The sequence below is a fragment of the uncultured Brevundimonas sp. genome (assembly GCF_963974615.1).
Classification (GTDB): Bacteria; Pseudomonadota; Alphaproteobacteria; order Caulobacterales; family Caulobacteraceae; genus Brevundimonas.
Map to the genome: position 1 here is coordinate 200,725 of NZ_CAXBDH010000001.1, position 23,951 is coordinate 224,675.

General features: G+C 68.0%; 27 protein-coding genes and 1 tRNA gene. 16 read left to right on the top strand and 12 right to left on the bottom strand.

The window, feature by feature from the left end:
* Nucleotides 1-77: 77 nt before the first annotated feature.
* Both AAC050_RS00940 and AAC050_RS00945 read right to left on the bottom strand, forming a co-directional pair.
* The gene (locus AAC050_RS00940; protein ID WP_339913167.1) at nt 78-995 is read right to left on the bottom strand and encodes a nucleotidyl transferase AbiEii/AbiGii toxin family protein; all 918 of its coding nucleotides are present in this window, start codon (nt 993-995) and stop codon (nt 78-80) included.
* Nucleotides 982-1,806: a type IV toxin-antitoxin system AbiEi family antitoxin domain-containing protein gene (locus AAC050_RS00945; protein WP_339913168.1), complete on the bottom strand. Its 825-nt coding sequence runs from the start codon at nt 1,804-1,806 to the stop codon at nt 982-984. Before AAC050_RS00945 ends, AAC050_RS00940 begins: the two co-directional genes overlap by 14 nt.
* A gap of 456 nt (nt 1,807-2,262) precedes the next feature.
* Here AAC050_RS00945 and AAC050_RS00950 point away from each other — a divergent pair, with 456 nt between their 5' ends.
* The 13 genes from AAC050_RS00950 to AAC050_RS01010 are packed head-to-tail and all read left to right on the top strand — an operon-like array spanning nt 2,263 to nt 12,285.
* Complete coding sequence (locus tag AAC050_RS00950) at nt 2,263-2,583, top strand: TrbC/VirB2 family protein (RefSeq protein WP_292098464.1); 321 nt, start codon at nt 2,263-2,265, stop codon at nt 2,581-2,583.
* Nucleotides 2,583-2,846 (top strand): VirB3 family type IV secretion system protein, encoded by a 264-nt coding sequence (locus AAC050_RS00955; RefSeq protein WP_292098465.1) that lies wholly within the window; start codon nt 2,583-2,585, stop codon nt 2,844-2,846. The genes AAC050_RS00950 and AAC050_RS00955 overlap by 1 nt, the downstream gene beginning before the upstream one ends.
* Entirely contained in the window at nt 2,800-5,292 is a 2,493-nt protein-coding gene (gene trbE / locus AAC050_RS00960) for a conjugal transfer protein TrbE (protein ID WP_339913169.1), read from the top strand. The genes AAC050_RS00955 and trbE overlap by 47 nt, the downstream gene beginning before the upstream one ends.
* Complete coding sequence (locus AAC050_RS00965) at nt 5,243-5,989, top strand: conjugal transfer protein TrbJ (protein ID WP_339913170.1); 747 nt, start codon at nt 5,243-5,245, stop codon at nt 5,987-5,989. The genes trbE and AAC050_RS00965 overlap by 50 nt, the downstream gene beginning before the upstream one ends.
* A gap of 12 nt (nt 5,990-6,001) precedes the next feature.
* On the top strand, nt 6,002-7,384 hold the full coding sequence (trbL, locus tag AAC050_RS00970) for a P-type conjugative transfer protein TrbL (RefSeq protein ID WP_339913171.1): 1,383 nt from the start codon (nt 6,002-6,004) through the stop codon (nt 7,382-7,384).
* Nucleotide 7,385: 1 nt separating this feature from the next.
* Complete coding sequence (trbF, locus tag AAC050_RS00975; RefSeq protein WP_298748064.1) at nt 7,386-8,069, top strand: conjugal transfer protein TrbF; 684 nt, start codon at nt 7,386-7,388, stop codon at nt 8,067-8,069.
* Nucleotides 8,048-9,118, top strand: a complete 1,071-nt coding sequence (locus tag AAC050_RS00980; RefSeq protein ID WP_339913172.1) for a TrbG/VirB9 family P-type conjugative transfer protein — start codon at nt 8,048-8,050, stop codon at nt 9,116-9,118. The genes trbF and AAC050_RS00980 overlap by 22 nt, the downstream gene beginning before the upstream one ends.
* The gene (locus AAC050_RS00985; protein WP_339913173.1) at nt 9,115-10,278 is read left to right on the top strand and encodes a TrbI/VirB10 family protein; all 1,164 of its coding nucleotides are present in this window, start codon (nt 9,115-9,117) and stop codon (nt 10,276-10,278) included. Before AAC050_RS00980 ends, AAC050_RS00985 begins: the two co-directional genes overlap by 4 nt.
* Entirely contained in the window at nt 10,275-10,787 is a 513-nt protein-coding gene (locus AAC050_RS00990; RefSeq protein ID WP_339913174.1) for a S26 family signal peptidase, read from the top strand. Before AAC050_RS00985 ends, AAC050_RS00990 begins: the two co-directional genes overlap by 4 nt.
* A complete protein-coding gene (locus AAC050_RS00995) occupies nt 10,781-11,392 on the top strand; it encodes a lytic transglycosylase domain-containing protein (protein ID WP_339913175.1) in 612 nt (203 codons plus the stop codon). The genes AAC050_RS00990 and AAC050_RS00995 overlap by 7 nt, the downstream gene beginning before the upstream one ends.
* Nucleotides 11,389-11,670: a hypothetical protein gene (locus AAC050_RS01000; protein WP_339913176.1), complete on the top strand. Its 282-nt coding sequence runs from the start codon at nt 11,389-11,391 to the stop codon at nt 11,668-11,670. The genes AAC050_RS00995 and AAC050_RS01000 overlap by 4 nt, the downstream gene beginning before the upstream one ends.
* Entirely contained in the window at nt 11,663-11,863 is a 201-nt protein-coding gene (locus tag AAC050_RS01005) for a hypothetical protein (protein WP_339913177.1), read from the top strand. Before AAC050_RS01000 ends, AAC050_RS01005 begins: the two co-directional genes overlap by 8 nt.
* Nucleotides 11,860-12,285, top strand: coding sequence for an AlpA family phage regulatory protein (locus tag AAC050_RS01010; RefSeq protein WP_339913178.1), 426 nt, complete (start codon nt 11,860-11,862; stop codon nt 12,283-12,285). Before AAC050_RS01005 ends, AAC050_RS01010 begins: the two co-directional genes overlap by 4 nt.
* Before the next feature lie 58 nt (nt 12,286-12,343).
* Here the strand turns inward: AAC050_RS01010 and AAC050_RS01015 are convergent, their stop codons facing one another.
* The 6 genes from AAC050_RS01015 to AAC050_RS01040 all read right to left on the bottom strand — a co-directional run bounded on the left by AAC050_RS01015 (nt 12,344) and on the right by AAC050_RS01040 (nt 18,111).
* Entirely contained in the window at nt 12,344-13,771 is a 1,428-nt protein-coding gene (locus AAC050_RS01015; RefSeq protein WP_339913179.1) for a Fic family protein, read from the bottom strand.
* A gap of 224 nt (nt 13,772-13,995) precedes the next feature.
* Nucleotides 13,996-15,480 carry a mercury(II) reductase gene (gene merA / locus AAC050_RS01020; protein WP_339913180.1) on the bottom strand — a complete coding sequence of 495 codons (1,485 nt, stop codon included), beginning with the start codon at nt 15,478-15,480 and terminating at the stop codon, nt 13,996-13,998.
* A gap of 67 nt (nt 15,481-15,547) precedes the next feature.
* Nucleotides 15,548-16,903 carry an NAD(P)/FAD-dependent oxidoreductase gene (locus AAC050_RS01025; protein WP_339913181.1) on the bottom strand — a complete coding sequence of 452 codons (1,356 nt, stop codon included), beginning with the start codon at nt 16,901-16,903 and terminating at the stop codon, nt 15,548-15,550.
* Nucleotides 16,904-16,970: 67 nt separating this feature from the next.
* Nucleotides 16,971-17,213, bottom strand: coding sequence for a mercury resistance system transport protein MerF (merF, locus tag AAC050_RS01030; RefSeq protein WP_339913182.1), 243 nt, complete (start codon nt 17,211-17,213; stop codon nt 16,971-16,973).
* Nucleotides 17,214-17,373: 160 nt separating this feature from the next.
* Nucleotides 17,374-17,703 carry a cation transporter gene (locus AAC050_RS01035; RefSeq protein WP_339913183.1) on the bottom strand — a complete coding sequence of 110 codons (330 nt, stop codon included), beginning with the start codon at nt 17,701-17,703 and terminating at the stop codon, nt 17,374-17,376.
* 12 nt (nt 17,704-17,715) lie between these two features.
* The gene (locus AAC050_RS01040; protein WP_339913184.1) at nt 17,716-18,111 is read right to left on the bottom strand and encodes a mercuric transporter MerT family protein; all 396 of its coding nucleotides are present in this window, start codon (nt 18,109-18,111) and stop codon (nt 17,716-17,718) included.
* A gap of 79 nt (nt 18,112-18,190) precedes the next feature.
* Between AAC050_RS01040 and AAC050_RS01045 the strand changes: the two genes are divergently transcribed.
* Entirely contained in the window at nt 18,191-18,598 is a 408-nt protein-coding gene (locus tag AAC050_RS01045; RefSeq protein ID WP_339913185.1) for a helix-turn-helix domain-containing protein, read from the top strand.
* An 829-nt stretch (nt 18,599-19,427) separates the two neighbouring features.
* On the opposite strand, the gene AAC050_RS01050 is transcribed toward AAC050_RS01045, so the two are convergent.
* The 4 genes from AAC050_RS01050 to AAC050_RS01065 all read right to left on the bottom strand — a co-directional run bounded on the left by AAC050_RS01050 (nt 19,428) and on the right by AAC050_RS01065 (nt 21,793).
* The gene (locus AAC050_RS01050) at nt 19,428-20,321 is read right to left on the bottom strand and encodes an endonuclease/exonuclease/phosphatase family protein (protein WP_339913186.1); all 894 of its coding nucleotides are present in this window, start codon (nt 20,319-20,321) and stop codon (nt 19,428-19,430) included.
* Nucleotides 20,322-20,444: 123 nt separating this feature from the next.
* Nucleotides 20,445-20,672 (bottom strand): hypothetical protein, encoded by a 228-nt coding sequence (locus AAC050_RS01055; RefSeq protein WP_298748091.1) that lies wholly within the window; start codon nt 20,670-20,672, stop codon nt 20,445-20,447.
* A gap of 272 nt (nt 20,673-20,944) precedes the next feature.
* Nucleotides 20,945-21,019 (bottom strand) — tRNA-Val (locus AAC050_RS01060).
* Between the two features lie 69 nt (nt 21,020-21,088).
* Nucleotides 21,089-21,793 (bottom strand): HAD-IA family hydrolase, encoded by a 705-nt coding sequence (locus AAC050_RS01065; RefSeq protein WP_339913187.1) that lies wholly within the window; start codon nt 21,791-21,793, stop codon nt 21,089-21,091.
* A 67-nt stretch (nt 21,794-21,860) separates the two neighbouring features.
* Here AAC050_RS01065 and glmU point away from each other — a divergent pair, with 67 nt between their 5' ends.
* Nucleotides 21,861-23,213, top strand: a complete 1,353-nt coding sequence (glmU, locus tag AAC050_RS01070; protein WP_339913188.1) for a bifunctional UDP-N-acetylglucosamine diphosphorylase/glucosamine-1-phosphate N-acetyltransferase GlmU — start codon at nt 21,861-21,863, stop codon at nt 23,211-23,213.
* A complete protein-coding gene (gene rpiA, locus AAC050_RS01075; protein ID WP_339913189.1) occupies nt 23,210-23,941 on the top strand; it encodes a ribose-5-phosphate isomerase RpiA in 732 nt (243 codons plus the stop codon). Before glmU ends, rpiA begins: the two co-directional genes overlap by 4 nt.
* Nucleotides 23,942-23,951: the final 10 nt, after the last annotated feature.

A 23,951-nucleotide genomic window follows, 5' to 3' on the forward strand; every position in this document is an offset into this window, starting at 1 on the left:
CGCGGCCATGCGCAGGTCCGGTCAGTCCGGTCAGGAAGGCGATGTCCGGGCGCGGTCGTTCCGGTTACGGCGCCGCTTTACGACGGCCAGACGGCGCGCAGCCCTTCCACCAGCAGGTCCCGCCGGCCGGGCGCGAGCTGGTCCAGATTCCGTTGCTTCCAGCGGACCGCCGGCAGATCGGCGATGCCCGGCAGGCCTATGAGGGACCAATCCGGTTCGCCGCTTTTGAAGCCGATCAGGAACTCGCGATGCGCGGTCGGCATATCATCGACGATGATGGTGATGAGGGCTTCGCGCGCGGCGATCAGTTCGTCGAGGCTGACCGGCTCCAGCGTCATGCCGACGAAGCCTCGCTGAAACTCCCCGGCGATATCCTTGCGGCGCGGGCGCAGCACTTCGGCCATCGGGCGAGGGTGGCTGATCAGATAGGCGATGAAGGCCTGCCGCAGTTGATCGTCCACGCCTTCATTGGCCAGGAGGTCGCGCACGTCGAACAGATCGCGCGGGTGCTGGCGGTCCAGGGCGGCGGTGATCTTTCCGGCATAGAGGTCGGGGAGCGAGACCATCCGGGCTTCGGCGAAGCCGAACCGGTCCTCCACAGCCGGCGCGACGTCCCGCAGTTCTGCGGCGAACACCGTGCCGCGCAATACGGGCGTGACCTCGATCTTGATCTGGACTCCGTCCGCGGCGACGAGAAGTTTGTCGATCGTGCCTTCGGGCCGCGCCTGGCCAGGCGTCACCGCCACACCGGGCAGTCTGGCGACCATGACGGCCGCGATCCGCCTCAGGCCGGCGTCGATCGCGGCCAGGGACTCGGCCCGTTCGTGGACGGGCAGATAGGTCAGATCGATATCGACCGAAAGGCGCGGGAGATTGCGGACGAACAGATTGATGGCCGTGCCGCCCTTCAGGGCGAATTCGGTCTCGGCCAGAACGAACGGCAGAGTGCGGATCAACAGCCGGACCTGGCGCTCGTAGAGATCACCGAACGGCATTGAAATCCTCCGGCACGGTGATGCGGTAGGTCGGGTCAAGCCGGCCCCCCTTGGCCAGCATGCGGTTGCCGCTGCCGAGGTTGATCGAGGTTCGGTCCAGCCGCTTCAGCCACCCGTGGCCGTGTCGATCGGCGAAGAAGAAGAACAGGCGTTTGACCTTGATGCTCCGGCAGTCGTCGAGGAGCAGTTGCAGGCGACGCGGGCTGAGATTGGCCAGGCCCTCTACCAGGGCGTCGACCTGATCGAACGTCTCGCGGTCGGGGAGTTCGTCGAGCAGTTCAAGCAGGGCGCGTTCGGGCGTCGAGACGAGCATCGGCCATTTCCAGTGCCCTATGGGCATTTCGGCCACGCCTGCCTCGCCCCAGGCAAAGGGATCCGCCGGCCCGGAAGGCTCCTGACCCCGGAGTCCGAACCAGGCGGCGTGGCCAAACAGCCTGGCCGGATTGTGATAAAGGAAGGCGACGCCGAGCTTGAGGTCGTTCAGCCAGGTCGGCGGCCGGGTCAGGCCGTACAGATGAACCTCCTGGACCTCACGGCTCAAATAGTGGCCGAACCCCTGGAGTTCGAGCGCGGTGCGGCCGCCGACGACAAGTTGGTGGTCGAGCAGCGTTTGCAGCGACAGGACGACAAGTTGCCAGTCAAGCGTGCCGCGCGGGCGGCGATAGACGCGGCGGGCGGGTTGCTCGAGCCAGCCGGCGGCGACGTATTTGGCGCGGAGCGAATTGTAGTAGCCGTGCTCGTTGAGCCAGGCGGAGTCCACCACCAGACCCTCCGGCAACAGCCTCTCCAGCTTGTTTAGCTTACCTGACATTTGAGCACTTATGGTGCTCAAAGTGAAGAAATGTCAAATGTTGGATCATCCGGACGCTCTGTTTGAGCACCCGCAGTGATCAAACTCTCGTACTATCAAACGGCTAATCATGGACTCCTGGCCGGGTCCGGGGAGAAGGGCGAAGGCGAAAGCCCGGTCGTTCTGGTGCAAGGCGGGCATCGCCACCAGCAGCCTGCGGCTGCCCACCCCGCGAGTGACCGAGAGCGCTGCGTCACGAGGAGACCGACCGCCAGTCGTCGCAACTCATCCGGCGAGTTGGGAATGGGTCGTCGGGACCGACGTCGTCCAAGTTGTTTTCAGAGTTGATGCAAGTCGTCAACAAGTCGTCGGCAAGTCACTGAATTTACTTACATAAAATGATTGACAGTGCACGGGATTCTTTGCTTGCAATGAGTCGCCGCGCGGTGACCTGCGCTGAAATAAAGGAAGTAAATCATGCAACGGAGACTGGGGCGCCGCCTGTTCGGCGCAGCGATGACGTGTGGCCTGATGCTGGCCGGACCGGCCCTCGCCGGAGGCTCGGGCATGCCCTGGGAAGGGCCGCTGCAGCAGGTGGTGCAGTCGATCACGGGACCGGTCGTTCAGGCCGCCGCGGTCGTGGCCGTGGTCGTCTTTGGAGCCGGCATCGCCATGAGCGAGAACGGCTCGTCGATGCGCCGGGGTCTGGGCATCATGTTCGGACTGTCCATCGCCTTCGCCGCCTCGACCTTCTTCCTGGACTTCTTCGGCTTCGCCGGCGGCGTTGAGATCGGGTGATGGACCCGCGGCCGGACGGATGGGAGCTGCCGGTGGCCCAGGCCCTGGCCGAGCCGGTGCTGATGGCCGGCATGCCGCGCGGCTACGCCATCGCCATGGGCACGATCGCCCTGGTGCTGGGCCTGGCCCTGCGGATCTGGTGGCTGGGCCTGCTCTGGTGGGCGGTCGCCCATGCGATCGGCCTGTGGGCCGCCCGGTCCGACCGGCGCTTCTTCGATGTGCTGCGCCGTCATCTGGCGCTGCCCGGCCATCTGGACGGGTGAGGGCGCGATGCGGTTCCTCGACGAGCATCGCAGACGTCCGGCCGCCCTCGCTGACCATCTGCCCTGGGCCGCCCTCGTCGCGCCCGGCGTGGTCCTCAACAAGGACGGCTCGTTCATGGCCGGGTTCCGGTTTCGGGGACCCGACCTGGAATCCTCGACCGAGGACGAACTGATGGCGGTGCGGGCCCGGCTCAATAACGCGCTGAAACGGCTCGGGTCCGGCTGGTGCCTGCATATGGAGGCGCGCCGTCGTCCGGCCACGGCCTATCCGGAGAACGCCTTCGACCTCGATGTGGCCTGGCTGCTCGATTCCGAGCGCCGTATCCGTTTCGAGGACGCTGACCCCGCCTTCGAGACGGATTTTCGCCTGGCCCTGACCTGGCTGCCGCCGGCCGACGAGACCCGCCGCATGGAGCGGTGGCTGTTCGACGGGCTGGCCAAGGGTGGGCATGACTGGCGGCTCTCGCTGGCGACCTTCGGCCGCGAGGCCGATACGACGCTCGACCTGTTGTCCGATGCCCTGCCGGAGATCACGCGGCTCGACGACGCGGACCTCCTGACCTGGCTTCACGACAGCGTCTCGCCCAAACCCTTCGCGGTGCGGCCGCCCGAGACGCCGATGTTCCTCGACGCCTGGCTGGCCGACGCCGGCCTGACCGGCGGGGTGGCGCCCCGGCTGGGCGACCGCTGGCTCAAGGTGGTCTCGGTGCGGGGCCTGCCGTCGGTGACCCGGCCCGGGCTGCTCGACGCCCTGGGGGCCTTGCCGTTCGAATACCGCTGGACCGCGCGCTGGATCGGTCTGGACAAGCCCGAGGCCGAGCGGGAGATCGTCAAGCTGAGGAAGCGCTGGTTCGCCAAGCGCAAGGGCGTCGGCGTCCTGCTGCGCGAGGCCATCACCAAGGAGGAGGTGCCGCTTCTCGACACGGACGCGGCGTCCAAGACCGAGGAATGCGACGGCGCCCTGGCCGCCCTGGGGGCCGAAAGCTGCGCCTTCGGCTACCTGACCGTGACCGTCACCGTGCTGGACGCCAGCGAGGTGGGGGCCGCGGCCAAGGCCAGAGCGATCGAGGCGGCGCTCAACGCCCAGGGGCTGGTGGCCCGGATCGAGGATCTCAATGCGGTCGAAGCCTGGCTAGGCTCGTTGCCCGGCGAACCCTATGCCGATGTGCGCCGGCCTCTGGTCTCGACCCTGAACCTGGCCGATCTGCTGCCGGTCTCGGCCGTCTGGGCGGGGCCGGCGGAGGACGCCAACCTGCAGGGGCCGCCGCTGGCGACCGCGCGCACGACCGGCGCGACGCCGTTCCGGCTGGTGCTACATGTGGGCGACGTCGGCCACGCCATGGTCGTGGGCCCGACCGGATCGGGCAAGAGCGCCCTGCTGTCCTTCCTGGCTCTGCAGTGGTTCCGTTATCCGCAGGCCAGGGTCGTGTTCTTCGACAAGGGCCGGTCGGCGCGGGCCGCGACGCTCGCGGCCGGAGGGCGATGGCAGGCGCTGGAGCCGGGAGCCAGGGTCTCGCTCCAGCCGCTGGCCGGGATCGACCGGGAGGATGAGCGGGCCTGGGCGTCGGAATGGATCGCCGAGACCGTGCGCCTGGCCGGGCTGGAGCCGGCTCCGAGGGTGCGGGAGGAGATCTGGCTGGCCTTGTCCGCCCTGTCCGAGGCGCCGGTGTCGCAGCGGACGCTGACGGTGTTCTGTGCCTTGGTCCAGGACAAGGCAGTCGCCGCCGCCCTGGAGCCGCTGACCCTGAAGGGGCCACACGGCGCGCTGCTCGACGGGGAGGGGGAAGCCCTGACGCCGACCCGGTTCGACACCTTTGAACTGGAGAGTTTGATGGGGACGCCGTCGGCGGTGGCCCCGGTGCTCTCGGCCCTGTTTCATCATCTCGAACAGAGTTTCGACGGCCGGCCCACCCTGCTGGTGCTGGACGAGGCCTGGCTGTTCCTGGGCGAGACCGCCTTCGCCGCCCGGATCCGGGAATGGCTCAAGACCCTGCGCAAGAAGCGGGTCTGCGTGGTCTTCGCCACCCAGAGTCTCGACGATGTGGCGGCTTCCCCGATCGCCGCCAGCCTGATCGAGAGCTGCCCGACCCAGGTCTTTCTACCCAATCCCCGCGCCCTCGAGCCGGCCTCCGCCGAGCTCTACCGCGGCTTTGGCCTGAACCGGCGCCAGCTGGAGCTGATCGCCTTCGCCACCCCCAAGCGGGCCTACTATTGGCGCCAGCCACGTGGGCGACGGCTGTTCGACCTGAGACTGACCGGCGTGGCGCTCGCCCTGTGCGGCTCGAGCGCGCCGGAAGACCAGACCTTGATCGACGACATTCTGGAGCGATCCGGATCTGACGACCGCCGACCGGGCGGCTTCGTCCGTGAATTCCTCAAAGCCAAGGGAGTGCAAAATGTGGATTCCGTTCTCGACGCCTTCGCCGGCCCGCTCGCGGCCGAATAGGCTCGCCTCGATCCTGGGGACCGGCCTTGCGGCGGTCAGTCTGCTGGCCTCGTCGCCGGCCCCGGCCCAACAGGTCGTGTTCGACCCCCGTAATCACATCGAGAACGCGCTGCAGGCGGCGCGTCAGCTGGAGAGCCTGGCCAATGAGGCGCGCAGCCTGGCCGCCTCGCCCTACAGCCACCTGACCCAGTCGAGTCAGTCGCTGCGAGACATGGCCGAACTGGCGCGGACCGCGCGCGGGATCGCCGGCTCGGTCAGCGGCCTGGAGCAGCAGTTCCGGAACCTGTATCCGGAAGATCTGTCGGGTTCCGACATGCTGAGCCTGCTGGAGCAGGGCCAGGCCAGGACCGCCAATGCCCGCCGCACCGCCGAGGATGTGGCCCGCACGGCCGCGGAACTGGAGCGAATGGGGCAGGGGCGGTCGCAACGCCTGGCCGGTGCCCTGTCGGCCAGTCAGGCGGCGACCGGCCAGACGGCGGCGGTGCAATCGTCCAACCAGCTTCTGGCGGTCCTGGCCGAGGACCTGGCGGCGCTGCGCACCATCATGCTGGCCCAGTCCCGCCTGCTGGCCGAGGCCACGGCGCGTGATGCGGCGGACCGGGCCTCCGGCGACGCCGCCCGTCGCCAGCGCTGGGGCCGTCAGGCCGCGGCGCCGACGGCGCCGCGCTTCAATCCCCTGTCCCATGCCCAGGACTGAGGGAGTCTGGCGATGACGGTCGGAGTTGAAACGCCCAATGAGCTGATGGTGGTGTTCTCCAACACCATCTCGGCCGGGTTCGACGCCCTCCAGGGGTCGGTCAACGGGGTGTTCGGCCTGCTGATCGTCCTCGTCGTCGCCCTGACCGGCATTCAGTGGGCGCTGTCCCCGAACCGGGAGGTCCTGGCATCCGGCTTCGGCAAGGTGTTGCTGATCGGCGCCTTCGCCTGGCTGATCAACGACTGGCAGCAGCTGTCCGAGACCGTCTACGCCGGTTTTCTGGAGCTGGGGCTGACGGCCGGTGGCGGCTCGCTGAGCCGCGAGGAATTCCTCAACCCCGGGGCCATCCTGGCCCAGGGCTGGGAGATCGTGAAGGCGCTCGGCGAGACGCCGGCGCCCGTCGACAATCCCCTCGATATCGTCGGCAACATGGCCGACGCCCTGATCCTGGGCCTGGCCATGATCGGCATCATGCTGGCCTTCGCCGTGCTGGCCCTGCAGATCATCGTCTCCCTGCTGGAGTTCAAGATCGTCACCCTGGGCGGCTTCGTGCTCCTGCCCTTCGGGATCTGGAACAAGTCCGCCTTCCTGGCCGAGCGACCGCTCGGCTATGTCGTCTCGTCCGGGCTGAAGGTGCTGGCCCTGGCCATCGTGGTCTCGGGCGCGCGGACGATCTTCGACCAGCTCCAGCCCTCGGCCAATCCCGACATCTACGAGGCCCTGACCATCCTGGTCGCGGCCATCCTGCTGGCCATGCTGGCCCTGTTCATCCCCAACCTGGCTTCGGCCCTGGTGACGGGCGGCCCGGCGCTGGGCGCGGGTGCGGCCTTGACCGGCGCCCTGGCCGTCGGCGGCGCGGGAGCCCTGGCCGGCGGCGCGGCCCGACTGGCCGGGCCGGCGCGCGCGGCGGCGGGCGCGAGTTCGGGACGACCGCCCCTGCCGCCGAACCCGCCGGGCCCCTCATCGACCGGGACGCCTTCGAACGACAATCCACCGCCGTCCGGGCCACGCCGTCCTTCGGGCGGAGCCATGACCCCGCCTCCGCCGTCAGGCGCGAGCGGCGTCAATGAGCCTGCCGCGGCCTGGCGGCAGCAGGCCGAGCCCACAGGCGGCGGGGCGGGTGAACCCGCGGCGGAGGCGACCCCGTGGTCCGGCGCGGAGGGACCATCCGGCGGCGGCGGGCGCTCGCCCGGAGCGATCGCGGCCGAGGCCCGGACCGCCCGGGCGGACTTTCATCGCGCCGCGTCACGACCGGCCACTGCCGCTGGATCAAATCCGCGGGGACGGTCCGCGGCCCTGCAGGCCTTCTTTGTCGCCAACGCCGGCCGCGGGTTGCTCCCGTCCGGCGAAACCAGCGGCGTCCTGTCGCCCAATCTGAAGACCGAGGAGTCCTGAGATGCACCCCTTCTTCCGGCCCAGACGGGCCCTGGCCTCCGCGCCTGAGCAAACCCCTTACCAGAGGGCCGGCCAGGTCTGGGACGACCGCATGGGCCTGTCCCTGGCCCATGCCCGCAACTGGCGCCGCATCGCCCTGGCCAATCTGGTGCTGGCCGGATTTCTCGGCGCCGGGTGGTGGGTCCAGGCGGACCGGGCCGTGGTCAAGCCCTTCGTGGTCGAGGTCTCCGACTGGGGCGAGACCCAGCGGATCACAGCCATCGGCGGCCGCTACGAACCCAATGAGGCCCAGATCGGTCATGCCCTCGCGGGATGGGTCCGCGACGTCCGTTCCAAGTCGATCGATCCCATCGTCATCCGCCAGAACTGGCTGAGGGCCTATGACCTGATGACCCCGAAGGCGGCGGCCTTCCTGAACGCCTGGGCCCAGGCCCATGATCCGTTCGCCGAGGTTGGGCGCGAGGCGGTCAATGTCGAGATTCTGAACGTGGTCCGCCGCACGGACCGGACGTTCGACCTGCAATGGCGCGAGACCCGCTTCGTCAACGGCCAGTCGGCGGGGACCGAGCGCTGGCGAGCCCTGATCACCACGACCGTCCAGCCGCCCCGCACGGAGGCCGAGCTGATGAAGAACCCCCTTGGACTGAAAATCGAGGATGTATCATGGACCCCCGACGCCTCCTGATCCTGACCGCCCTGGGCCTGTCGCTGTCAGGCTGTGCGGTTTTCCGCCACGACCCGGCGCCCGCGGCACCCTGGGCGGGCCAAACGGCCGCCACTGTTCCCGTGGAGGTGTCGACGTCGACGTCGACATCGACCGACGGCGCCGAACCGGCCGCCGCAGGCGTCGAGGGTCCTCATGCGCTCTCGCCGACGGAACAACCCTACGAGGCGGCGCCGGCTCGCGCGACGACCGTCACGTCGTCGGTGCCGCCGCGGGCCGGAGACACACCGACCGCAGACGCGCCGGCCGGCGCAACCGGGCGGCGGGCCATCGCCGCGGCCAATGCGACGGCGCGGGCCCCGTCGCGGGAGGACGCCTTCGTCGGCGGGGTCCAGGTCTTCACCTGGTCGCCGGGCCGGGTGTTCGAGGTCTGGACCGCCCCGCTTCGGGTCACCACCCTGACCCTGGCCCCGGGCGAGACCCTGGTGGCCAAGGCGGCGGGCGACACCGTGCGCTGGCAGATCGGCGAGGCGGTGTCCGGCGAAGGCGCGGGTCAGCGGACCCATGTGCTCCTCAAACCCCTCGAGCGAGGTCTGGAAACCAATCTCGTCCTGACAACGAACAGGCGAGTGTATCTCATTGATCTGAAAAGCGGCGGAGTCGACGCCTTCAACGCCGCTGTGGCCTGGGACGCGGACTCAATCCTGGCCGTTGGCGCGCCGGTGGACGCCGGTGCGGCTGCGCCTGTGCGCGAGCCCGTCGTGATGCCCCAGGGCGAGCTCGACGCCCGTTACCGGATCGAGCCCCGGGGCCGGCGACCACGCTGGACCCCGACCTCGGTGTTCAACGACGGCCGGCGGACCTTCATCACCTTCGACGCGGACCTCCAGGTCGACGAGGCGCCGGTCCTGTTCGTCATCGCCCCGGACGGGGAGGCCCAGATGGTCAACTACCGGCAGGTCGGCGGCCTGTACGTCGTCGACCGGGTGTTCGACCGGGCCGAACTGCGTCTGGGCGGCCGGCGGCCCCAGGTCGTCCGTATCCGTCGCCTTGCAGGAGCCCGTTCATGACCGACGTCGATCCCCTTCAGTCCGCCCCGGGGTCTCTCCCGCCCAAGGAGCCCGCGCCGGGCCTGACCGCCCGGGCGGCGCCGCCTCATGCCGTGCGCCTGCGTAAATCCGTGGTCCAGGTTCTGGTCATCGGCGGCGCCGTCCTGGTCTCGGGCTCCCTGGCCTGGGCCTTCGTGGTCCAGCCGGAGCTGCGCGACAGCGCCCGGGCGCGGCAGGCCGAAGCGCGCGAGGAGCAGACGCGCGGCGTCGTCCGGCCCACCGAGGCGGTCACCGACCAGCCGGCCAGTTATGATCGTCTGCCTGATCCGCGCATCGCGGACAGACAGACTGAACCGGCCGGGGCGAACGAGCCGACTGTGCGGACCGCAGGGTCCTATCAGCCCGCCTATCGGCCGGCGGCGGCCGCGCGCGATCAGGGACCGAGCCCGCGTGAACAGGCGGCCCGCTCCGGCCTGTTTTTCGCAGACACGGGAGCTTCGCCCGCGGGCTCAAGGGCGGGCCCGCAAGTGTCCGGCGCGGGTCGATCGCCCGTCGTCAGTCCGGATCATGACGCGATGTACAATGGCCATGTGCTGGTGGCGCCGCTGTCGCCGTTCGAGCTGAAGGCCGGCGCGATCGTTCCCGCAGCGCTTCTGACGGCCGTGGACACCTCGCGCGCGGGCCCCGTGATCGCGACGGTGACCCAGAATGTCTATGACTCCGTGAGCGGTCGCCATCTGCTGTTGCCGCAGGGCACGCGGCTGATCGGGTCGTCGGAGGGGCGCAGCGCCTATGGCGACCGCCGGGCTTTCCTGACCTGGGAACGGCTGATCCTGCCCAATGGCAAGAGTCTGGTCCTGACCAGTGAGCCGGGCGTGGACGCGCAGGGCGCGGTCGGTGTCCGTGGCCAGGTCGATCGCCGGCTCTGGCCACTGCTGGTGGGGACGCTGTTCGCCGGCGCCATCACCACCCTGGGACAGATCGCCCGCGACGACGACGGCGGCGGATCCGGTGGCCTGTTGGGCGACGCCGGGGACGCGGCGGCGATCGAGGGGGCCCAGGTCGGCGGGCGACTGGTGGACCGCGAACTGGAGGTGCGGCCTTCGATCCGGCTCCGGGCCGGGGCGCCCGTCCGGGTCATGATCACCCGGGACCTGATCCTGGAGCCCTATCGGCCATGACCGCCTCCCGGACCAACAGCAAGCACTGGATCGCGCCGGGGTTGGCGTTGGTCGCCCTGACCGGTTTGGCTCTGGTTGCGGATCACAGACCGGCGCCGGTGCTGATCAATGAAAGCGCCAGCCTGCCGCGGGGGGTCTACGTTCGCCTGCCGGGAGCCGCTCCCGGGCGCGGCGCGGTCGTCGCCGTCCCGCAACCGTCAGCCGTCCGCGCCTATCTGGAGCGGCTCGGCATGCCCGACGACCTGCTGCTGATCAAACGGGTCGCCGCGGTCGGCGGCGACACCGTCTGCCGGCGGGACGACCGGCTGGTCACGCCTGGGCGCACACTGGTCGTCCAGGACCAGGACCGGCGCGGGGTCGCCCTGCCGACCTGGCGCGGGTGCCGCCGGCTCAACGAGGAAGAACTGTTCCTGCTCGGCGATACGCCGTCGAGCTTCGACAGCCGCTATTTTGGTCCGGTCGCTCGCTCCCGGGTGACCGGCGTCTATCGGGAGATACTGACATGGTGAGAATGATCTGGATTGCGACGGCCGCCCTGGCGATCACTGCGCCGGCTTCGGCTACGGCCCAGCAGGTGGACTGGGCCGGGGCCGGAGGAAGTCTGTTCGGGACGCCGGCGGTCGAGCCGGCCGTCACGGACGCCCTGGACAGTCTGGAGGTTCCCCGGCTGGCGGTTCTGGACCAACCCTTTCGGGACGCCATCGAGGCCGCCGCCCTGGCGCACGGTCTGGATCCCAAGCTGCTTCACGCCCTGGTCATCACGGAAAGTGGCTACAGGGTGGATGCGCGCTCCCCCGTCGGGGCGGGCGGCCTGACCCAGCTGATGCCGGACACAGCCCGGGAGCTGGGCGTGGTCGACCGGTTCGATCCCGTCGAGAACCTCCGGGGAGGGGCCGATTACCTGGCGCGGCAGATCCTGCGCTTCGGCGATCTGAGGCTGGCGCTGGCGGCGTACAACGCCGGCCCTGCGCGCGTGGCTCGGTTCGGCCGTGTTCCGGATATAGCCGAGACCCGGTCGTATGTGGCGACTGTCGTTGACTGTTACCTGGCGCTGACCGCAGGCCAGGGCGTCGTCAGCGCCCGGCAATGCCGCCCTCGCGGAGCCGGTCAATGATCGGGGAGGGGGAGGATGGGGTGGAGATCGCTCCGGCGATCAACGAGCCGCTGCTGACGCGGGCGGAGGCCTCGATCTTCCTGGGCTCGTTCGGGATTCGACTGAAACCGGCCACCCTGGCGCGGCTGTGGTCCACGGGCGGCAATGGTCCCCCGTGCCGCCACATCCGGTCCAGGCCCTTCTATCCGCAAGACCTGTTGCGGGATTGGGCCCGGTCGCAGATTTCGGACATCCGCACCGCCGCACCGCCTGCGGCGAGGGGACGACGTCGTGGCTGACCGGTTGAGCCGGGATGCCGCGGCGGCCCCGACGATCGAGGCTCTGTTGGCGGACCCCGCCGCCAGTTTCGCGGTCAAGGCGGTGGCCCGGCGATGGGCGAGGCGCGATTGCGTCGATGCCGCGGTCGACGCCCGAACGCTTTGCACCGTCTTCGAAGCGGTTGCTGACCAGATGTTTGGAGGCGTGTCATGACGTTTGAACCCGAAGGCGAACCGATCGAGACGGGCGGGCCGGAGGACCGGCTGTTGCCGTGGGATCGGGTCCGGGACGTCACCGGCCTCAGCCGGTCGACCGCATGGCGCCTGCAGCAGGTCGGGGATTTTCCCGAACCCGTGCGCATCTCCCCCAACCGGGTGGGCTGGTGGGAAAGCGAGCTGACGGCGTGGAAGGCGACCCGGACGGTCCGGGGCCTGCCGCATCCCAAGCCGTTGGCCCGACCCCGGGAGCCGAAGTTGATCCAGACCACGCGGTCGCCGCGCCGCAAGTCCGACAAGGAGGCGGTCGTCGCGACAGGCGCGGTCTCGCCGGCGCCTTCAGGCTCGGCCACCCCGGCGGTGCCGCCCCGACGGCGGAAGCGACCGGCATCCGCCGATCAGATTGATTTCGGTTTCTAGCGTCGCATGGCCAGGTGCGACGGCGCGGAGCCAGGCCGGGTAGGTCGACAATCCCCGTCTAGAAGGTCTGAGGAAGGCGTAGTCTTATGCCGCGTTCGTCGGCCTCGGCCGGGTCCATGAAGGCGTTGCAGCTGTCCAGGACGTCCTGCGTGGCGCTGATTTCGGTCCAGGGAACTGCCGCCACCCATTTCTGCGCGAAATCCAGGCTGCGGATCAGGGTGTTTGGATTGTCGCTGTTTGAAAGCACCTTCAGTCCCGTCAGATAGTTGCTGCGGAAGATGGTCGGAATGATGATGCGCTCTTCGTCGGCGGCGACGAGTTCGGCGTTCATCATGATCCGGCCGATCCGGCCGTTGCCGTCCGTGAAGGGGTGAACCTCCGACACCAGGAACATCATGTAGACGGCCCGGGCGAAGGGTGTTTCCAGACTGTGATAGAGTTCAAGCCCGCGGGTCAGTGTGCCTTCGACGTGAGCGGGGTCCACGAATGTGGTCTGTCCCGCCCGATTGGCCTCCTCCTTGAAAGCCCCCGGGTTCTTGTCTGGACGGCCCGCCATGAGCGCGGCATGCCGGCGTTTGAGAATATCGAAGAACTCGGGAGCGTCGCGCGGTGTCCTGGCCATTTCGACAGGATCCGAAACCAGCCGCCAGGTACCGAGGATGTCGTGAGCGTCGGAAGGACGGTCACGGGGGATGACGTTGCGAAACACGATGTCGGCGGCTTCGCTGACCTCGAACTCCGTGCCTTCGATGAAGTTGGAAAAATAGGCCTCGAAAAAGGACAGGCTTGACCGTCCTTCCGCGGGACGTTCGGCGGCGGGGCGGATGACGGGCGCCGTTGCTCTCAGTTCCCGATGCAGAAGTTCGAAACGCGCGAGCCGTTCAGGATCGAAGGGAAGGCCGGAACGGCGCGCCTGGGCTCCGTCCGTGACCAGGGGCTCATCGCGCGTGCCGAGAAGGGCTCCAATCAGTCTTTCCAGGGTTTCGCACTCCACTTCGCGCCCGATCATGGGCGCGATCCGGCGCGCCTCGTCCCTGAGCCTGTTGGCCGCTTCATCGCCCCCGCGACGAATGAGGGTGTCGAGATGGGTTTCGATCTCACTGCGCGTCAGGGTGCGCGGTACGTCTCCACCGCGCCGACGGGAGGGGGCCATGTTGTCGAGATAGGCCCTCGCCGTCGAGGAGAGGAAGAGATTACCGACGAACGGAAGGTCCGTGGGCTGAGGGGGCGCCCCCCGGCGGGTTCGGATCGTCACGCCCGGCAGTTCGATGTCGCGTTTGCGATCGGAAACGACGAAGACCGAGCCATCGGCCGCCGGCTTGTTCTCGATCGCGGTTCGGTCGGCGATCAGCGCGCCCGGGATATAGGCACCGACAAGCGTCCATAGATGCCGCCCGACAATTTGCTCGGGCGGGTCCACGAGATTGCGGGTATACAGCTTGGAACCGATCTGCCGGAGCTCGCCCTGGCTGACCGCGCGCGACACTGCGGTCGCCGTCTCACTGGTGGAGACGAAGATTTCCGGAAAGTCTTGCACGGGGGATTTGGGCATTAATCGGCTCCTCCGTCCCTGTTTAGCAAGAAAATGGGGCTTAGGCGCGCAATTTTGAAAGCTTTCGGGGTTTAAGCTCTGTGTCTTGGCGAGAGCGAGCAGGTCTGCGGGCTCTCGGCGGTCCCTGCCATTGACTCAGCCGGTGGCCACGGCTGGCTTCACCCCGCACAGCAGGAGAGCTTCGAGACATCCATGTCGAAGGTCTGGGCCGCCAGTTTCAGGCCTTCGACCGTGGTCAGATAGGGGAAGATCGTCGCCCCCAGCTCGGTGGCCGTCATGCCGTGTTTGATCGCCAGCACCATCGTCTGGATCGCGTCCGCGCCTTCGGGGGCCATGATCTGCCCGCCGAGAAGGCGGTCCGTCGCCTTGTCCGCGACCAGTTTGATCAGCCCGCGCGTGTCGCGCGCCGCCAGTGCCCGCGGCACCTGATCGAGCGGGAGAAGGGACGTCTTGATGTCCATCCCCTGCGCCCTTGCCGCCGCTTCCGTCAGACCGACGCTCGCGACCTGCGGATCGGTGAACACCACAGCCGGCATGGTGCTGTTGTCGTAGCGATGGTCATTGCCGCCGACAGCATTGCGCGCCGCCAGCTTCGCGCCATAGGCCGCCATATAGACGAACTGGTCACGCCCGGTGACGTCCCCGGCCGCGTAGACGCCAGCCACGGTGGTCTCGAGATAGTCGTCGATGACAATGCCGCCGTTGCGCGAAAGCTCGATGCCCTGTGCCTCCAGTCCCATGCCGTCACTGTTCGGCTGGCGGCCCGTCGCGATCAGCACCTGCTCCGCGGCGATGACCTCGACCGCCGCATCGCCGTCGCGCGCCGCGCCCTTGCCGGCCGGACGGTCGCAGGTGAGTTCGATCCCGTGGTCGGTTTGCACAATCCGCTGGTAGCCGACCCCGGTGCACACCCTGATGCCCTCCGCCTTCAGATAGGTCTGCAAGGCGGCGCTGAACTCCGGGTCCATGTCGGGCAACAGGCGGCTGCGGCAACAGATCGTGACCGCCACGCCAAGCCGGGCGAACATCTGTCCCAGTTCAACACCGATCACCCCACCGCCGATCACCAGCAGCGACCGGGGCAACCGTTCAAGCGCCAGCGCCGACGTGCTGGATAGCCAGGGCACGTCTTCCAACCCCGGAATGGGCGGAACGGCGGCGCGCGCGCCCATCGCCAGAATGATCTTGCCCACCGGCATCGGCGCATCGTCGACGAGCAGCTTGCCGTCGACAAAGCGCGCCCGGCCTTCGACATAGGTCACGCCGGGATAGGCCGGCAGCAGGTCGACATATTTCTTCTGCCGCAGCCCCGCGACCAGCTCATCCTTCGAGGCCGCAAGCGCAGCCCAGTCTTCCAGCTTGAGGCTGCCCCCCAGACCGGGAAACCGACGGGAAGCCTGGCCGGCATGAACCGCTTCAGCGGCGCGGATCAGCGTCTTGGACGGGACGCAGCCGACGTTGACGCAGGTGCCGCCGATCGTCCCATGGCCGACCAGCGCCACCCTGGCACCCAGATCGGCTGCGGTGATCGCAGCGGAGAAACCCGCCGACCCCGCGCCGATGACGGCGACATCGAAACCCCTATGGCCGGAGTCTTCCGCGGCACCCGAACAGCAGTCGAGGTCCTTTACGGGCTTGTTCATCGTACAGTCCGTTCTGTTGGGTGGGTCGGTGGTGTCATGGGTTCAGCCGACGCGCGCGTGAGCGGCGTCAGACCATCGATCCGATGTCCGAGGCGAAGCTGGGGTAGGCAAAAATCATGGCCTTGATCTGGTTGGCGGTGAGCCCCGCGCCCATGGCCATGGCGAACAGATTGATCTGTTCCTCGGCCCCCGGCCCGATCAGATGCGCGCCGAGGATCAAGCCGGTTTTCTGTTCCACCAGTACCTTGAATCCGCTCGTGGTCGCCCCGACCCGCATCGACGAATACCAGCCGGAGGTCTTCTCGAAATGCGTATCGAACTTCAGACCCTTTTCCGTCGCCGCCGTCTCGGACAGCCCCACGGTCGCGACCGGCGGCAGGGTGAAGACCACGCTGGGTATCGGCGGGTAGGACACGAGCCGTGCGTCCTTCCCGGCCAGAAGATTCTTGCCCGCGATCCGCCCTTCATAGGCCGAGACCGGGGTCAGGTTCAGCCCGCTGTCGGCACAATCCCCGGCGGCGAAGATGGTGGGGTTGGTGGTGCGCATGGCGGCGTCGACCTTGATCCCGCGCTTGCCGGCTTCGACCCCGGCAGCCGGCAGGTTCAGATGGTCGATATTGGGCACGCGACCGGTCGCATGCACCACCAGATCGCAGGTCAGCACCTGGATGCCGGACGGTGTTTCATAGGAGACGGCGAACTCGTCGCCCTGCTTTTCGACCTTGAGGACTTTCGCCTCGGTCTGCACGTCGATGCCCAGTTCGACCGAGGCCTCCACCAGCATCGCCACCAGATCGGCGTCAAACGGCCCGAGCGGCCGCCCGGCCATTTCCAGAACCGTGACGGCGCTGGCTCCGGAGCGTTGGGCGATATGGGCGAACTCCATGGCGATGAAGCCGCCACCGACAAACGCAATCCTGTCCGGCCTCCCGGACAATTCCAGAAAATCCGTACTGGTCGTCAGCAGGTCCTCGCCGGGAATGTCCAGCGTCATCGGCCGTGCGCCGGTGGCGATGTGGAAATGCTTCGCGCGCAGGATTTCGCCGTTCAGCGTGATCGTATCGCGCCCGGTAAACCGCGCTTCGCCATGCAGCGCCGTGATCCCGGCCTTGCGGAAGCCCGCTTCGATGCGCGACGGCATGGTGTCGGTGAAGGTGCGCCTGAACGCCATCATCTCGGGCCAGTTGACCGAGGGTCGCGCCTCCAGGCCCTTGCCGGCCATGTTGTGGGCCCAGTCCACGCCTTCGGTGACGGCGATCAACATCTTCTTGGGGTCGCAGCCTCGCAGCGCACAGGTGCCGCCATAGGGCAGGCTGTCGACGCTGGCGACCTTCCACCCCGCCGCCGCCGTCATCCGGGCCACGCCGTTGCCGCCGGTCCCGGCCCCGATCACGATCAGGTCGTAGTCATATGTGTCGGTCATGTGAGTCTTCTCCGTTACGAGGGGGGCTGCAGCCTCTGACGATCGGCGCGGCCCGGTGGGCCGTCGATCAGGTGGTCTTCATCCGCCGCCGACGCCGCCAGACGGCATAGACCGTCAGCGCGACGAACACGGCCAGCGCGGGCAGCAGCACAACATCGAGCCAGCCCGTCAGGGCGGAAAGCCCGACGACGCCCAGCAGCACCACCAGCACCGGGGTAAAGCAGCACAGCGCCACAATGACGGTGCCGATCACACCCATCCGCAGCAACAGGCTGTCGGACCCGTCCGTCTTCTCAACCTTGTCAGCCATGATGCCGTTTTCTTCCGTTTTGATCCTGACGACGCGCAGCCTTCCCCGGCTGCAGCTCGAGGTCGCGATGCACGCGATGGAGCGCGCTGGCGGCCTGCCCCCCCCTCTGGGGGGGCGGGAGATGCGACGCGGGTGAAGGCCGTCTAGCTGCCTGCGGTGCCTAGTTTTGTACGACTCGGGCGGGATAGCCGGCATTGGTCGAGGCGGCCGCGATCTGCGCGGCCGTGGCGCGCGCCGGATCATAGGTGGCGCGGGCCGTCTTTGCGGCGAAGTCCACCTGCACCGCGCTGACGCCCGGCACGCCTTCCATCGCCCTGCGCACCGTGATCGGACAGGTGGCGCAGGTCATGTGCTCAATAGCAAAAGTGGTCTGCTGCTGGGCAGCGGCGGTCGCCGCCGGACGGTTCTGTGCCGGTCCATCAAACGCGACGGCGGCACCGACGCCGGCCACGGCCACAACGGCCAGGCCGATCAAAAATGTCTTCTTCATGGGTCTTTCCTCTCAGTAAAAATGCGGAGCCCACCAGTTGAGCGTGAGCGCGATGATGACGACGGCCAGGCCGAGCCAGAGGGCAATTTTCGTGGTTCGCGCCGATTGCGGGCGGGCGCAGTAGGACCCGTCCTCGCAGGGCGGCTTCGGCTTGAAATAGACGTGCCAGAACCCGTAGCCGAGCAGGGCCAGGGTGACGGCGGCGACATAGGGTTTGTACGGCTCAAGCGCCGTCAGGTTGGCGATCCACGCCCCTGAAATGCCAAGCATGACCAGCACCAGCGGAACGATGCAGCAGGCCGACGCCAGCACCGCGCCGATCAGCGCGCCGCCCGCGATCCATCGGCCCTGCTTCGCGCCCTCGTCCGGCGTTGATGCCGGTGGCTCCGGCTCCGGCGTTGAAAACATCGGGCAGTTCGCTCCATTTTATTCTGACTGATTTCAGCGTAATCCCTGTAGTTGCTACAGACACAAGGGCTTTTTTTTTATGGTGCTTCAGACGGGCTTGTTGCGGGCCCAATTGGCCAAGCTGACCGGGTGCAACCTCGAAACCATCCGCTATTACGAGACGGTCGGATTGCTGCCGCCGCCGCCGCGGGCAGCCAACGGCTACCGGGTCTATTCGCCGGATCTGACGCAGCGGCTGCGGTTCATCCTGCGGGCGCGGGATATCGGCTTCTCGATGGAGGAGACCCGCTCGCTGTTGGCTCTGACGGACTCCGGGACCCAGACCTGCGCCGAGGTCAAACACAAGACCGAGGTGCATCTGGAGGATGTGCGCGCCAAGATTGCCGATCTGCGGCGGATGGAACGGATCCTCGCCAACGCCGCCGCCCAGTGCTCGGGCGGGGAAGTGCCGGAATGTCCGGTCCTGGAGGCGCTTGCGGCGGGTTGAGCGTGTGCGACTGAAAGGGCTCTCGGCCCAACCAGTGGGACGGAACCATCATACACGGTCGTAGATGCCCACGCGGAAGCGCAGGATCCCCACGGCCGGACCGCTCGGCCGCGCCGACCACCCGGGTTGGCTTGTCCGCATGGCATGTCCAGATCCGGCTCACTAAGGGAGCCCGACGGACATAGGGGCTGGTTAGGAGAGCGCTACGGACATTTCCTTCCCAGCTGGCTCCCTGGCGAGATCGCCTTCCGACGGTTTCAGGCAAGGTCACCGGTCTGCGCTCCCATGGAGGAACCGGTCGTCCATTTTCGTAATGTCACCCGAATTCCGCCAACGGGTGAGCGCCGCCTGTTCGGAGGAGACACCGGACATTGCCGTCATGACCTGGACGCGCGTCCAGCCCTTCTGTGAGAGCCAGCGCCACTTCCGGCTGAAGATGCCGAAATGGGCCCTGAACATCGAGACGCTCAACGAAACGCCGGCTCCCAACTGACTGGCCGACGCTCCGGCACGATCACAGCGCTCTGACGCCGATCTGATCGGGGCTGCCTTGACCGGAGCTCTGACGCGCCGCTGTCCCTCGATTAGATCGCGTCCGGAGAAGGTGAGGTGACGGCCGGGCCGGACGCTCGCGACGCGGTCTAGATTGACCCGACGGCGCTGCAGGTCGCCAGCCCGGTCAGGACCACGACGATCAGCAGCGCTCCGATCAACACCGTTTCCTTGAGGTCGGGTCCACGAGCCCATTCCTCGCGGGGCTTTCCATCATTGCGCGACCACGCCGTTCGCAACCGGGACCACCCTCGCTGCAAGGGACCCGGATCGGGCATCAGCGAAGGCTCAGGGTGGCCGAAATCGCGCAATGATCGCTCAGAGCCTGGCCACCGAACGTCCGTTCCTCAAAGCTTCTCAGGTTGGCGGTTGCCCGCCGATCAAGGACGATGAAGTCGATAAAGTCCCGGTAGCGAGGATTGCATCCTGCGGACTCGTCGCCCGACGCAAGGGCGAGGTCCGAGTTCGGCGGAGACGAATCGTCCCACTCGGCCCAGACGGCGTCATTGGCCATGCCCATGCGCCGGTTGAAATCCCCCAGCACTGCGAAACGCACCCCCTCCACGGCTCTGTCATCGATCCAGCGTTCCATGGCCGGAACCTGCTCGAACAGGACCGGACAGGCGTCGTTCCGGTCTCCGGACGAACACCCCGACTTCAGATGTACCGAAAGCACCCGGATAGGCGCACCGCCCCGGGGCCGAACCATAAGGTCGACGCCTGAGCGAAGGTCGGGATTGCTCACCTGAATGTTGGTGACGTCGGGATGTCGTTCGAATGCCAGACCGTTGCGAACCGCGAACCCGGTGCGCTGGGCATTGATCGTCAGCCCGTCGCGTCCTCGACACGCTCCGCCGCGATCCGTGCCGATCCGGTCCTCGATCACCACAGTATAGATCGCAGGGTTGAACACCCGTTCAGCGGCGGCTTTTGTCTCGACCTCCTGAATGGCAATGACGTCGGCGCCGAGGTCGTCCACATAGGCCCGCATCGCCGCATAATCGGCGTCGGTACGAGGGCGGCATCCGGAGTTATTCCGCTCCGCGAGATGCTCCATATTCCAACTGGCCAGCTTGATGACCGGACCGGAATGGGGGCTGTTGCTCGAGCCGGTCGCCGTGCAGGCGGCGGCGAACAGCCCCAGGGCGACGAAGATGGTTGCGGGCTTCATGCGGCGAATAGAGCAGAAGGCGTCGGCGATGCCTATCGCCCGCCAAAGACATGACCTCGACACCGGTTCGGGTGATGCTGAAGGCCCCGCCCGGGGGGCGGCGCGCAAGTGCGTGGCGTTCCCTTACGAGATGACGCCGTCCGCGTCGGAGACGCCGGCGAGGTCGTTGAAGCGAGCGCGCGCCGTGGCTTCGTCATAGAGAATTTCGCTCTGACGAGGCGGTGCGACGACATAGTACATCGTCACGGGAGCCAGTTCCTGGCGCTCGCGGCGCCACAGGGCGAACCCCTCGCGGCCTTCCAGGCGCGTCCAGGCTCCAGCATCGTTGGGGTGGTCCGGAATGGATGCCATCGGGTTTCCTTAAAATGAGCGATCGCGACGGATCCGGAGAGGTCGGGCCTGCCCCGATGAAACGCCCTGCAAAAAGCTGGCGCGGCGGTGAGGTCGAATCAGGCCGCAAACAGGCCCGCATCAACGCATTTCAGGGGATGTTGTCACGTCCCGCGCAAGGATCTTACGCATCGACTGCCCCACTACTGCCCCACAAACGCGAATATTCACGAAAAACCCTCCGTGGACGGAGAGAGTGGGTCTGGTAAGATGCTGCTTTTAAATGGTAAAAGTGGTGGATGCGACAGGGATTGAACCTGTGACCCCCTCGGTGTGAACGAGGTGCTCTCCCGCTGAGCTACGCATCCGCTCTTTTCAGGAGGCGGGGACATAGCCCGGTCGCCGGGGGGTGGCAAGCCGCCCGGGGCAAATTGGCCTCAGGCGCGGGCCGGGACGGCGGTCAGGGCCGTGACGGCGGCATCCAGCTGGTCGAAGCGGTCGATCAGGGCCTGGCCGCCCAGCTCGGACGGCGGAATATCCGTATAGCCGAAGCTGACGACGATACAGGGCACGCCTGTGTTGCGGGCCGCGGCCGTGTCGGTGGCACTGTCGCCGACCATCAGGGCCCGGGCCGGATCGCCGCCGGCGCGCAGCACCGCCTCGCGGATATGGGCTCCGTCCGGTTTGCGGGCGCTGACCGAGTCGGGGCCGAGCACGGCGGCGAAATGGCGGGACAGATCCAGCGCCGCCAGCAGGGCCTCGGACAGGTGGGTCGGCTTGTTGGTGGCCACGCACAATATGGCCCCGCGCGCGCTCAACGCCTCCAGCGCCGGCACCAGGCCCGGATAGACGTGGCTGTCGTCGGCGACATGGGCCAGGTAGTCGATCATGAAGGTGCTGAGCAGATCGGGCGCGGCGGCCTCGTCCCAGCCGGCCCCGGCCGCCTCGAAGCCGTGGCGCAGCATGGCCATGGCCCCGTGCCCGACCAGATACCGTGCCGCCGCCAGCGGCACCTGCGGATAGCCGCGCGCCGCCAGCATCCGGTTCAGCGTGCCGATCAGGTCGGGCGCGGTCTCGACCAGGGTGCCGTCCAGGTCGAAGGCGATGGTCCAGCCCTCGAGGTCACGCACCCGATCGTTCATGCCGCCGTCTCCCGTTTGTCCGCCCGATGGGCTAGACCCGGCTGACGACTAACGACCGGACCGATTCATGACCAGAGCACACCGGCCCCGGGCCGCCATCATTCTCGCCGCCGGCCAGGGCACGCGCATGAAGTCGCCCCTGCCCAAGGTGCTGCACCCGGTCGGGGGGCGCGCCATGCTGGATCACGCCATCGACGCCGCCGAGGCCCTGGGCTGCGAGCGGATCGTGGTGGTGGTCGGTGCTCATCCGCCAGAGGTCCGGGCCCATGTGGTCAAACGTCTGGGCGAGGCGGCCATCGCCGTGCAGGACCGGCCGATCGGCACCGGCCATGCGGTGCGCGCGGCCGAGGCGGCGCTGAAGGGGTTCACCGGCGACGTCGTCGTCACCTATGGCGATGTGCCCCTGCTGACCGCCGCCGACATTGAACCGGTGTTCAGCGGCGACGACTGTGTCACCGTCATCGGTTTCGAGGCCCGCGATCCCGGGGCCTACGGACGTCTTGTCATGGACGGCGACACCCTGGCCGCGATCACCGAGGCGAAAGAAGCCTCGGCCGAGGTGCTGGCCCTGACCCTGTGCAACTCCGGCGTCATGGCCGCGCCCGCCGCCCTGCTGTTCGCCCTGCTGGCCGAGGTCCGCAACGATAATGCCAAGGGCGAATACTATCTGACCGACGTGGTCGAACTGGCCCGCAAGCGCGGGGCCGCGACGCGGGTGGTGCATGCGCCCGAGGATGCGGTGATGGGCGTCAATGCCCAGGCCGAACTGGCTGTGGCCGAGGCCCTGTTCCAGAAGGTCCAGCGCGACACCTTCCTCGCCGCCGGGGTGACGATGAGCGCGCCCGACACCGTGCATTTCTCGTACGACACCGAAATCGGTGGCGGCACCACGATCGAGCCCTACGTCGTGTTCGGCCCCGGCGCGAAGATCGCCGGCGGAGCCCGTATCCGCGCCTTCAGCCATATCGAGGGGGCCAGCGTCGCCGCCGGGGCCGAGGTCGGTCCCTATGCCCGGCTGCGCCCCGGCGCGGACCTCGGTGAGAACGCAAAGGTTGGCAATTTCGTCGAGGTCAAGAATGTGACGATGGGGGCAGGGGCCAAGGCCAACCACCTGGCCTATCTGGGCGACGGCGACATCGGGGCCGGGGCCAATATCGGGGCCGGGACCATCTTCTGTAACTACGACGGCTTCTTCAAACACCGCACCACGGTGGGTGAGGGGGCCTTCATCGGCTCCAACAGCGCCCTGGTCGCTCCGGTGACCATCGGGGCCGGGGCCATGGTCGGCTCGGGCTCGGTGATCACCAGGAACGTCGACGCCGGTGATCTGGCGCTGGGCCGGGGCGAGCAGACGGCCAAGCCGGGCTGGGCCCGGCGGTTCCGGGAGTCGATGCAGGCGAAGAAGGCGGTGAAGAAATGAGCGCTGACGACCAGAAACGCGCCGCCGGTGAAGCCGCGGCCGCCCATGTCGAGCCCGGCATGGTCGTCGGTCTCGGCACCGGCTCGACCGCGGCCTGGTTCGTCAAGGCGCTGGCGGCGCGCAAGCTGGACGGCCTGCGCTGCGTGCCGACGTCGGAGGCCACCGCTGATCTGGCGCGCGAGCTGGGCCTGACCCTGTCGACGCTGGAGGACACGCCGCGCCTCGACCTGACCGTCGACGGCACCGACGAGGTCGGACCCGGTCTGGCCCTGATCAAGGGCGGCGGCGCGGCCCTGCTGCGCGAGAAGCTGGTGTGGGAGGCCTCGAACCGCTGCCTCGTCATCGCCGACGCGGCCAAGGTGGTGAAGACCCTCGGCAAGTTCGCCCTGCCGATCGAGGTGGTCGCCTTCGGTCACAAGACCACGGCCAACCGCATCGCCGACGTCCTCGCCGACCACGACATCGCCATGCCCGCCCGGCTGCGCACAGCCCCGCCTCAAGCGGCGAGCCTCCGCGAGGCGAGCGTAGGCGACAAACTCGCGGGTGTCGTGCGCACCGACGGCGGTAACGTCATCTATGACGCGGCCTGCGGGGCCATCCACGACCCGGCCCGCCTGGCCTCGGACCTGAAGCTGATCACCGGCGTGGTCGAGCACGGCCTGTTCCTCGACCTCGCCGATCTGGCGATCATCGGTGGCGACGGCGGGGTGGAGATCCTGACGCCCTGACGGGCGCGCA

Excerpts from the sequence above, each read along its gene's own strand:
- AAC050_RS00940 (WP_339913167.1), bottom strand. The coding sequence starts at position 995 with ATGCCGTTCGGTGATCTCTACGAGCGCCAGGTCCGGCTGTTGATCCGC.
- AAC050_RS00945 (WP_339913168.1), bottom strand. The coding sequence starts at position 1,806 with ATGTCAGGTAAGCTAAACAAGCTGGAGAGGCTGTTGCCGGAGGGTCTG.
- AAC050_RS00950 (WP_292098464.1), top strand. The coding sequence starts at position 2,263 with ATGCAACGGAGACTGGGGCGCCGCCTGTTCGGCGCAGCGATGACGTGT.
- AAC050_RS00955 (WP_292098465.1), top strand. The coding sequence starts at position 2,583 with ATGGACCCGCGGCCGGACGGATGGGAGCTGCCGGTGGCCCAGGCCCTG.
- trbE (WP_339913169.1), top strand. The coding sequence starts at position 2,800 with ATGTGCTGCGCCGTCATCTGGCGCTGCCCGGCCATCTGGACGGGTGAG.
- AAC050_RS00965 (WP_339913170.1), top strand. The coding sequence starts at position 5,243 with ATGTGGATTCCGTTCTCGACGCCTTCGCCGGCCCGCTCGCGGCCGAAT.
- trbL (WP_339913171.1), top strand. The coding sequence starts at position 6,002 with ATGACGGTCGGAGTTGAAACGCCCAATGAGCTGATGGTGGTGTTCTCC.
- trbF (WP_298748064.1), top strand. The coding sequence starts at position 7,386 with ATGCACCCCTTCTTCCGGCCCAGACGGGCCCTGGCCTCCGCGCCTGAG.
- AAC050_RS00980 (WP_339913172.1), top strand. The coding sequence starts at position 8,048 with ATGGACCCCCGACGCCTCCTGATCCTGACCGCCCTGGGCCTGTCGCTG.
- AAC050_RS00985 (WP_339913173.1), top strand. The coding sequence starts at position 9,115 with ATGACCGACGTCGATCCCCTTCAGTCCGCCCCGGGGTCTCTCCCGCCC.
- AAC050_RS00990 (WP_339913174.1), top strand. The coding sequence starts at position 10,275 with ATGACCGCCTCCCGGACCAACAGCAAGCACTGGATCGCGCCGGGGTTG.
- AAC050_RS00995 (WP_339913175.1), top strand. The coding sequence starts at position 10,781 with ATGGTGAGAATGATCTGGATTGCGACGGCCGCCCTGGCGATCACTGCG.
- AAC050_RS01000 (WP_339913176.1), top strand. The coding sequence starts at position 11,389 with ATGATCGGGGAGGGGGAGGATGGGGTGGAGATCGCTCCGGCGATCAAC.
- AAC050_RS01010 (WP_339913178.1), top strand. The coding sequence starts at position 11,860 with ATGACGTTTGAACCCGAAGGCGAACCGATCGAGACGGGCGGGCCGGAG.
- merA (WP_339913180.1), bottom strand. The coding sequence starts at position 15,480 with ATGAACAAGCCCGTAAAGGACCTCGACTGCTGTTCGGGTGCCGCGGAA.
- AAC050_RS01025 (WP_339913181.1), bottom strand. The coding sequence starts at position 16,903 with ATGACCGACACATATGACTACGACCTGATCGTGATCGGGGCCGGGACC.
- merF (WP_339913182.1), bottom strand. The coding sequence starts at position 17,213 with ATGGCTGACAAGGTTGAGAAGACGGACGGGTCCGACAGCCTGTTGCTG.
- AAC050_RS01035 (WP_339913183.1), bottom strand. The coding sequence starts at position 17,703 with ATGAAGAAGACATTTTTGATCGGCCTGGCCGTTGTGGCCGTGGCCGGC.
- AAC050_RS01040 (WP_339913184.1), bottom strand. The coding sequence starts at position 18,111 with ATGTTTTCAACGCCGGAGCCGGAGCCACCGGCATCAACGCCGGACGAG.
- AAC050_RS01045 (WP_339913185.1), top strand. The coding sequence starts at position 18,191 with ATGGTGCTTCAGACGGGCTTGTTGCGGGCCCAATTGGCCAAGCTGACC.
- AAC050_RS01050 (WP_339913186.1), bottom strand. The coding sequence starts at position 20,321 with ATGAAGCCCGCAACCATCTTCGTCGCCCTGGGGCTGTTCGCCGCCGCC.
- AAC050_RS01055 (WP_298748091.1), bottom strand. The coding sequence starts at position 20,672 with ATGGCATCCATTCCGGACCACCCCAACGATGCTGGAGCCTGGACGCGC.
- AAC050_RS01065 (WP_339913187.1), bottom strand. The coding sequence starts at position 21,793 with ATGAACGATCGGGTGCGTGACCTCGAGGGCTGGACCATCGCCTTCGAC.
- glmU (WP_339913188.1), top strand. The coding sequence starts at position 21,861 with ATGACCAGAGCACACCGGCCCCGGGCCGCCATCATTCTCGCCGCCGGC.
- rpiA (WP_339913189.1), top strand. The coding sequence starts at position 23,210 with ATGAGCGCTGACGACCAGAAACGCGCCGCCGGTGAAGCCGCGGCCGCC.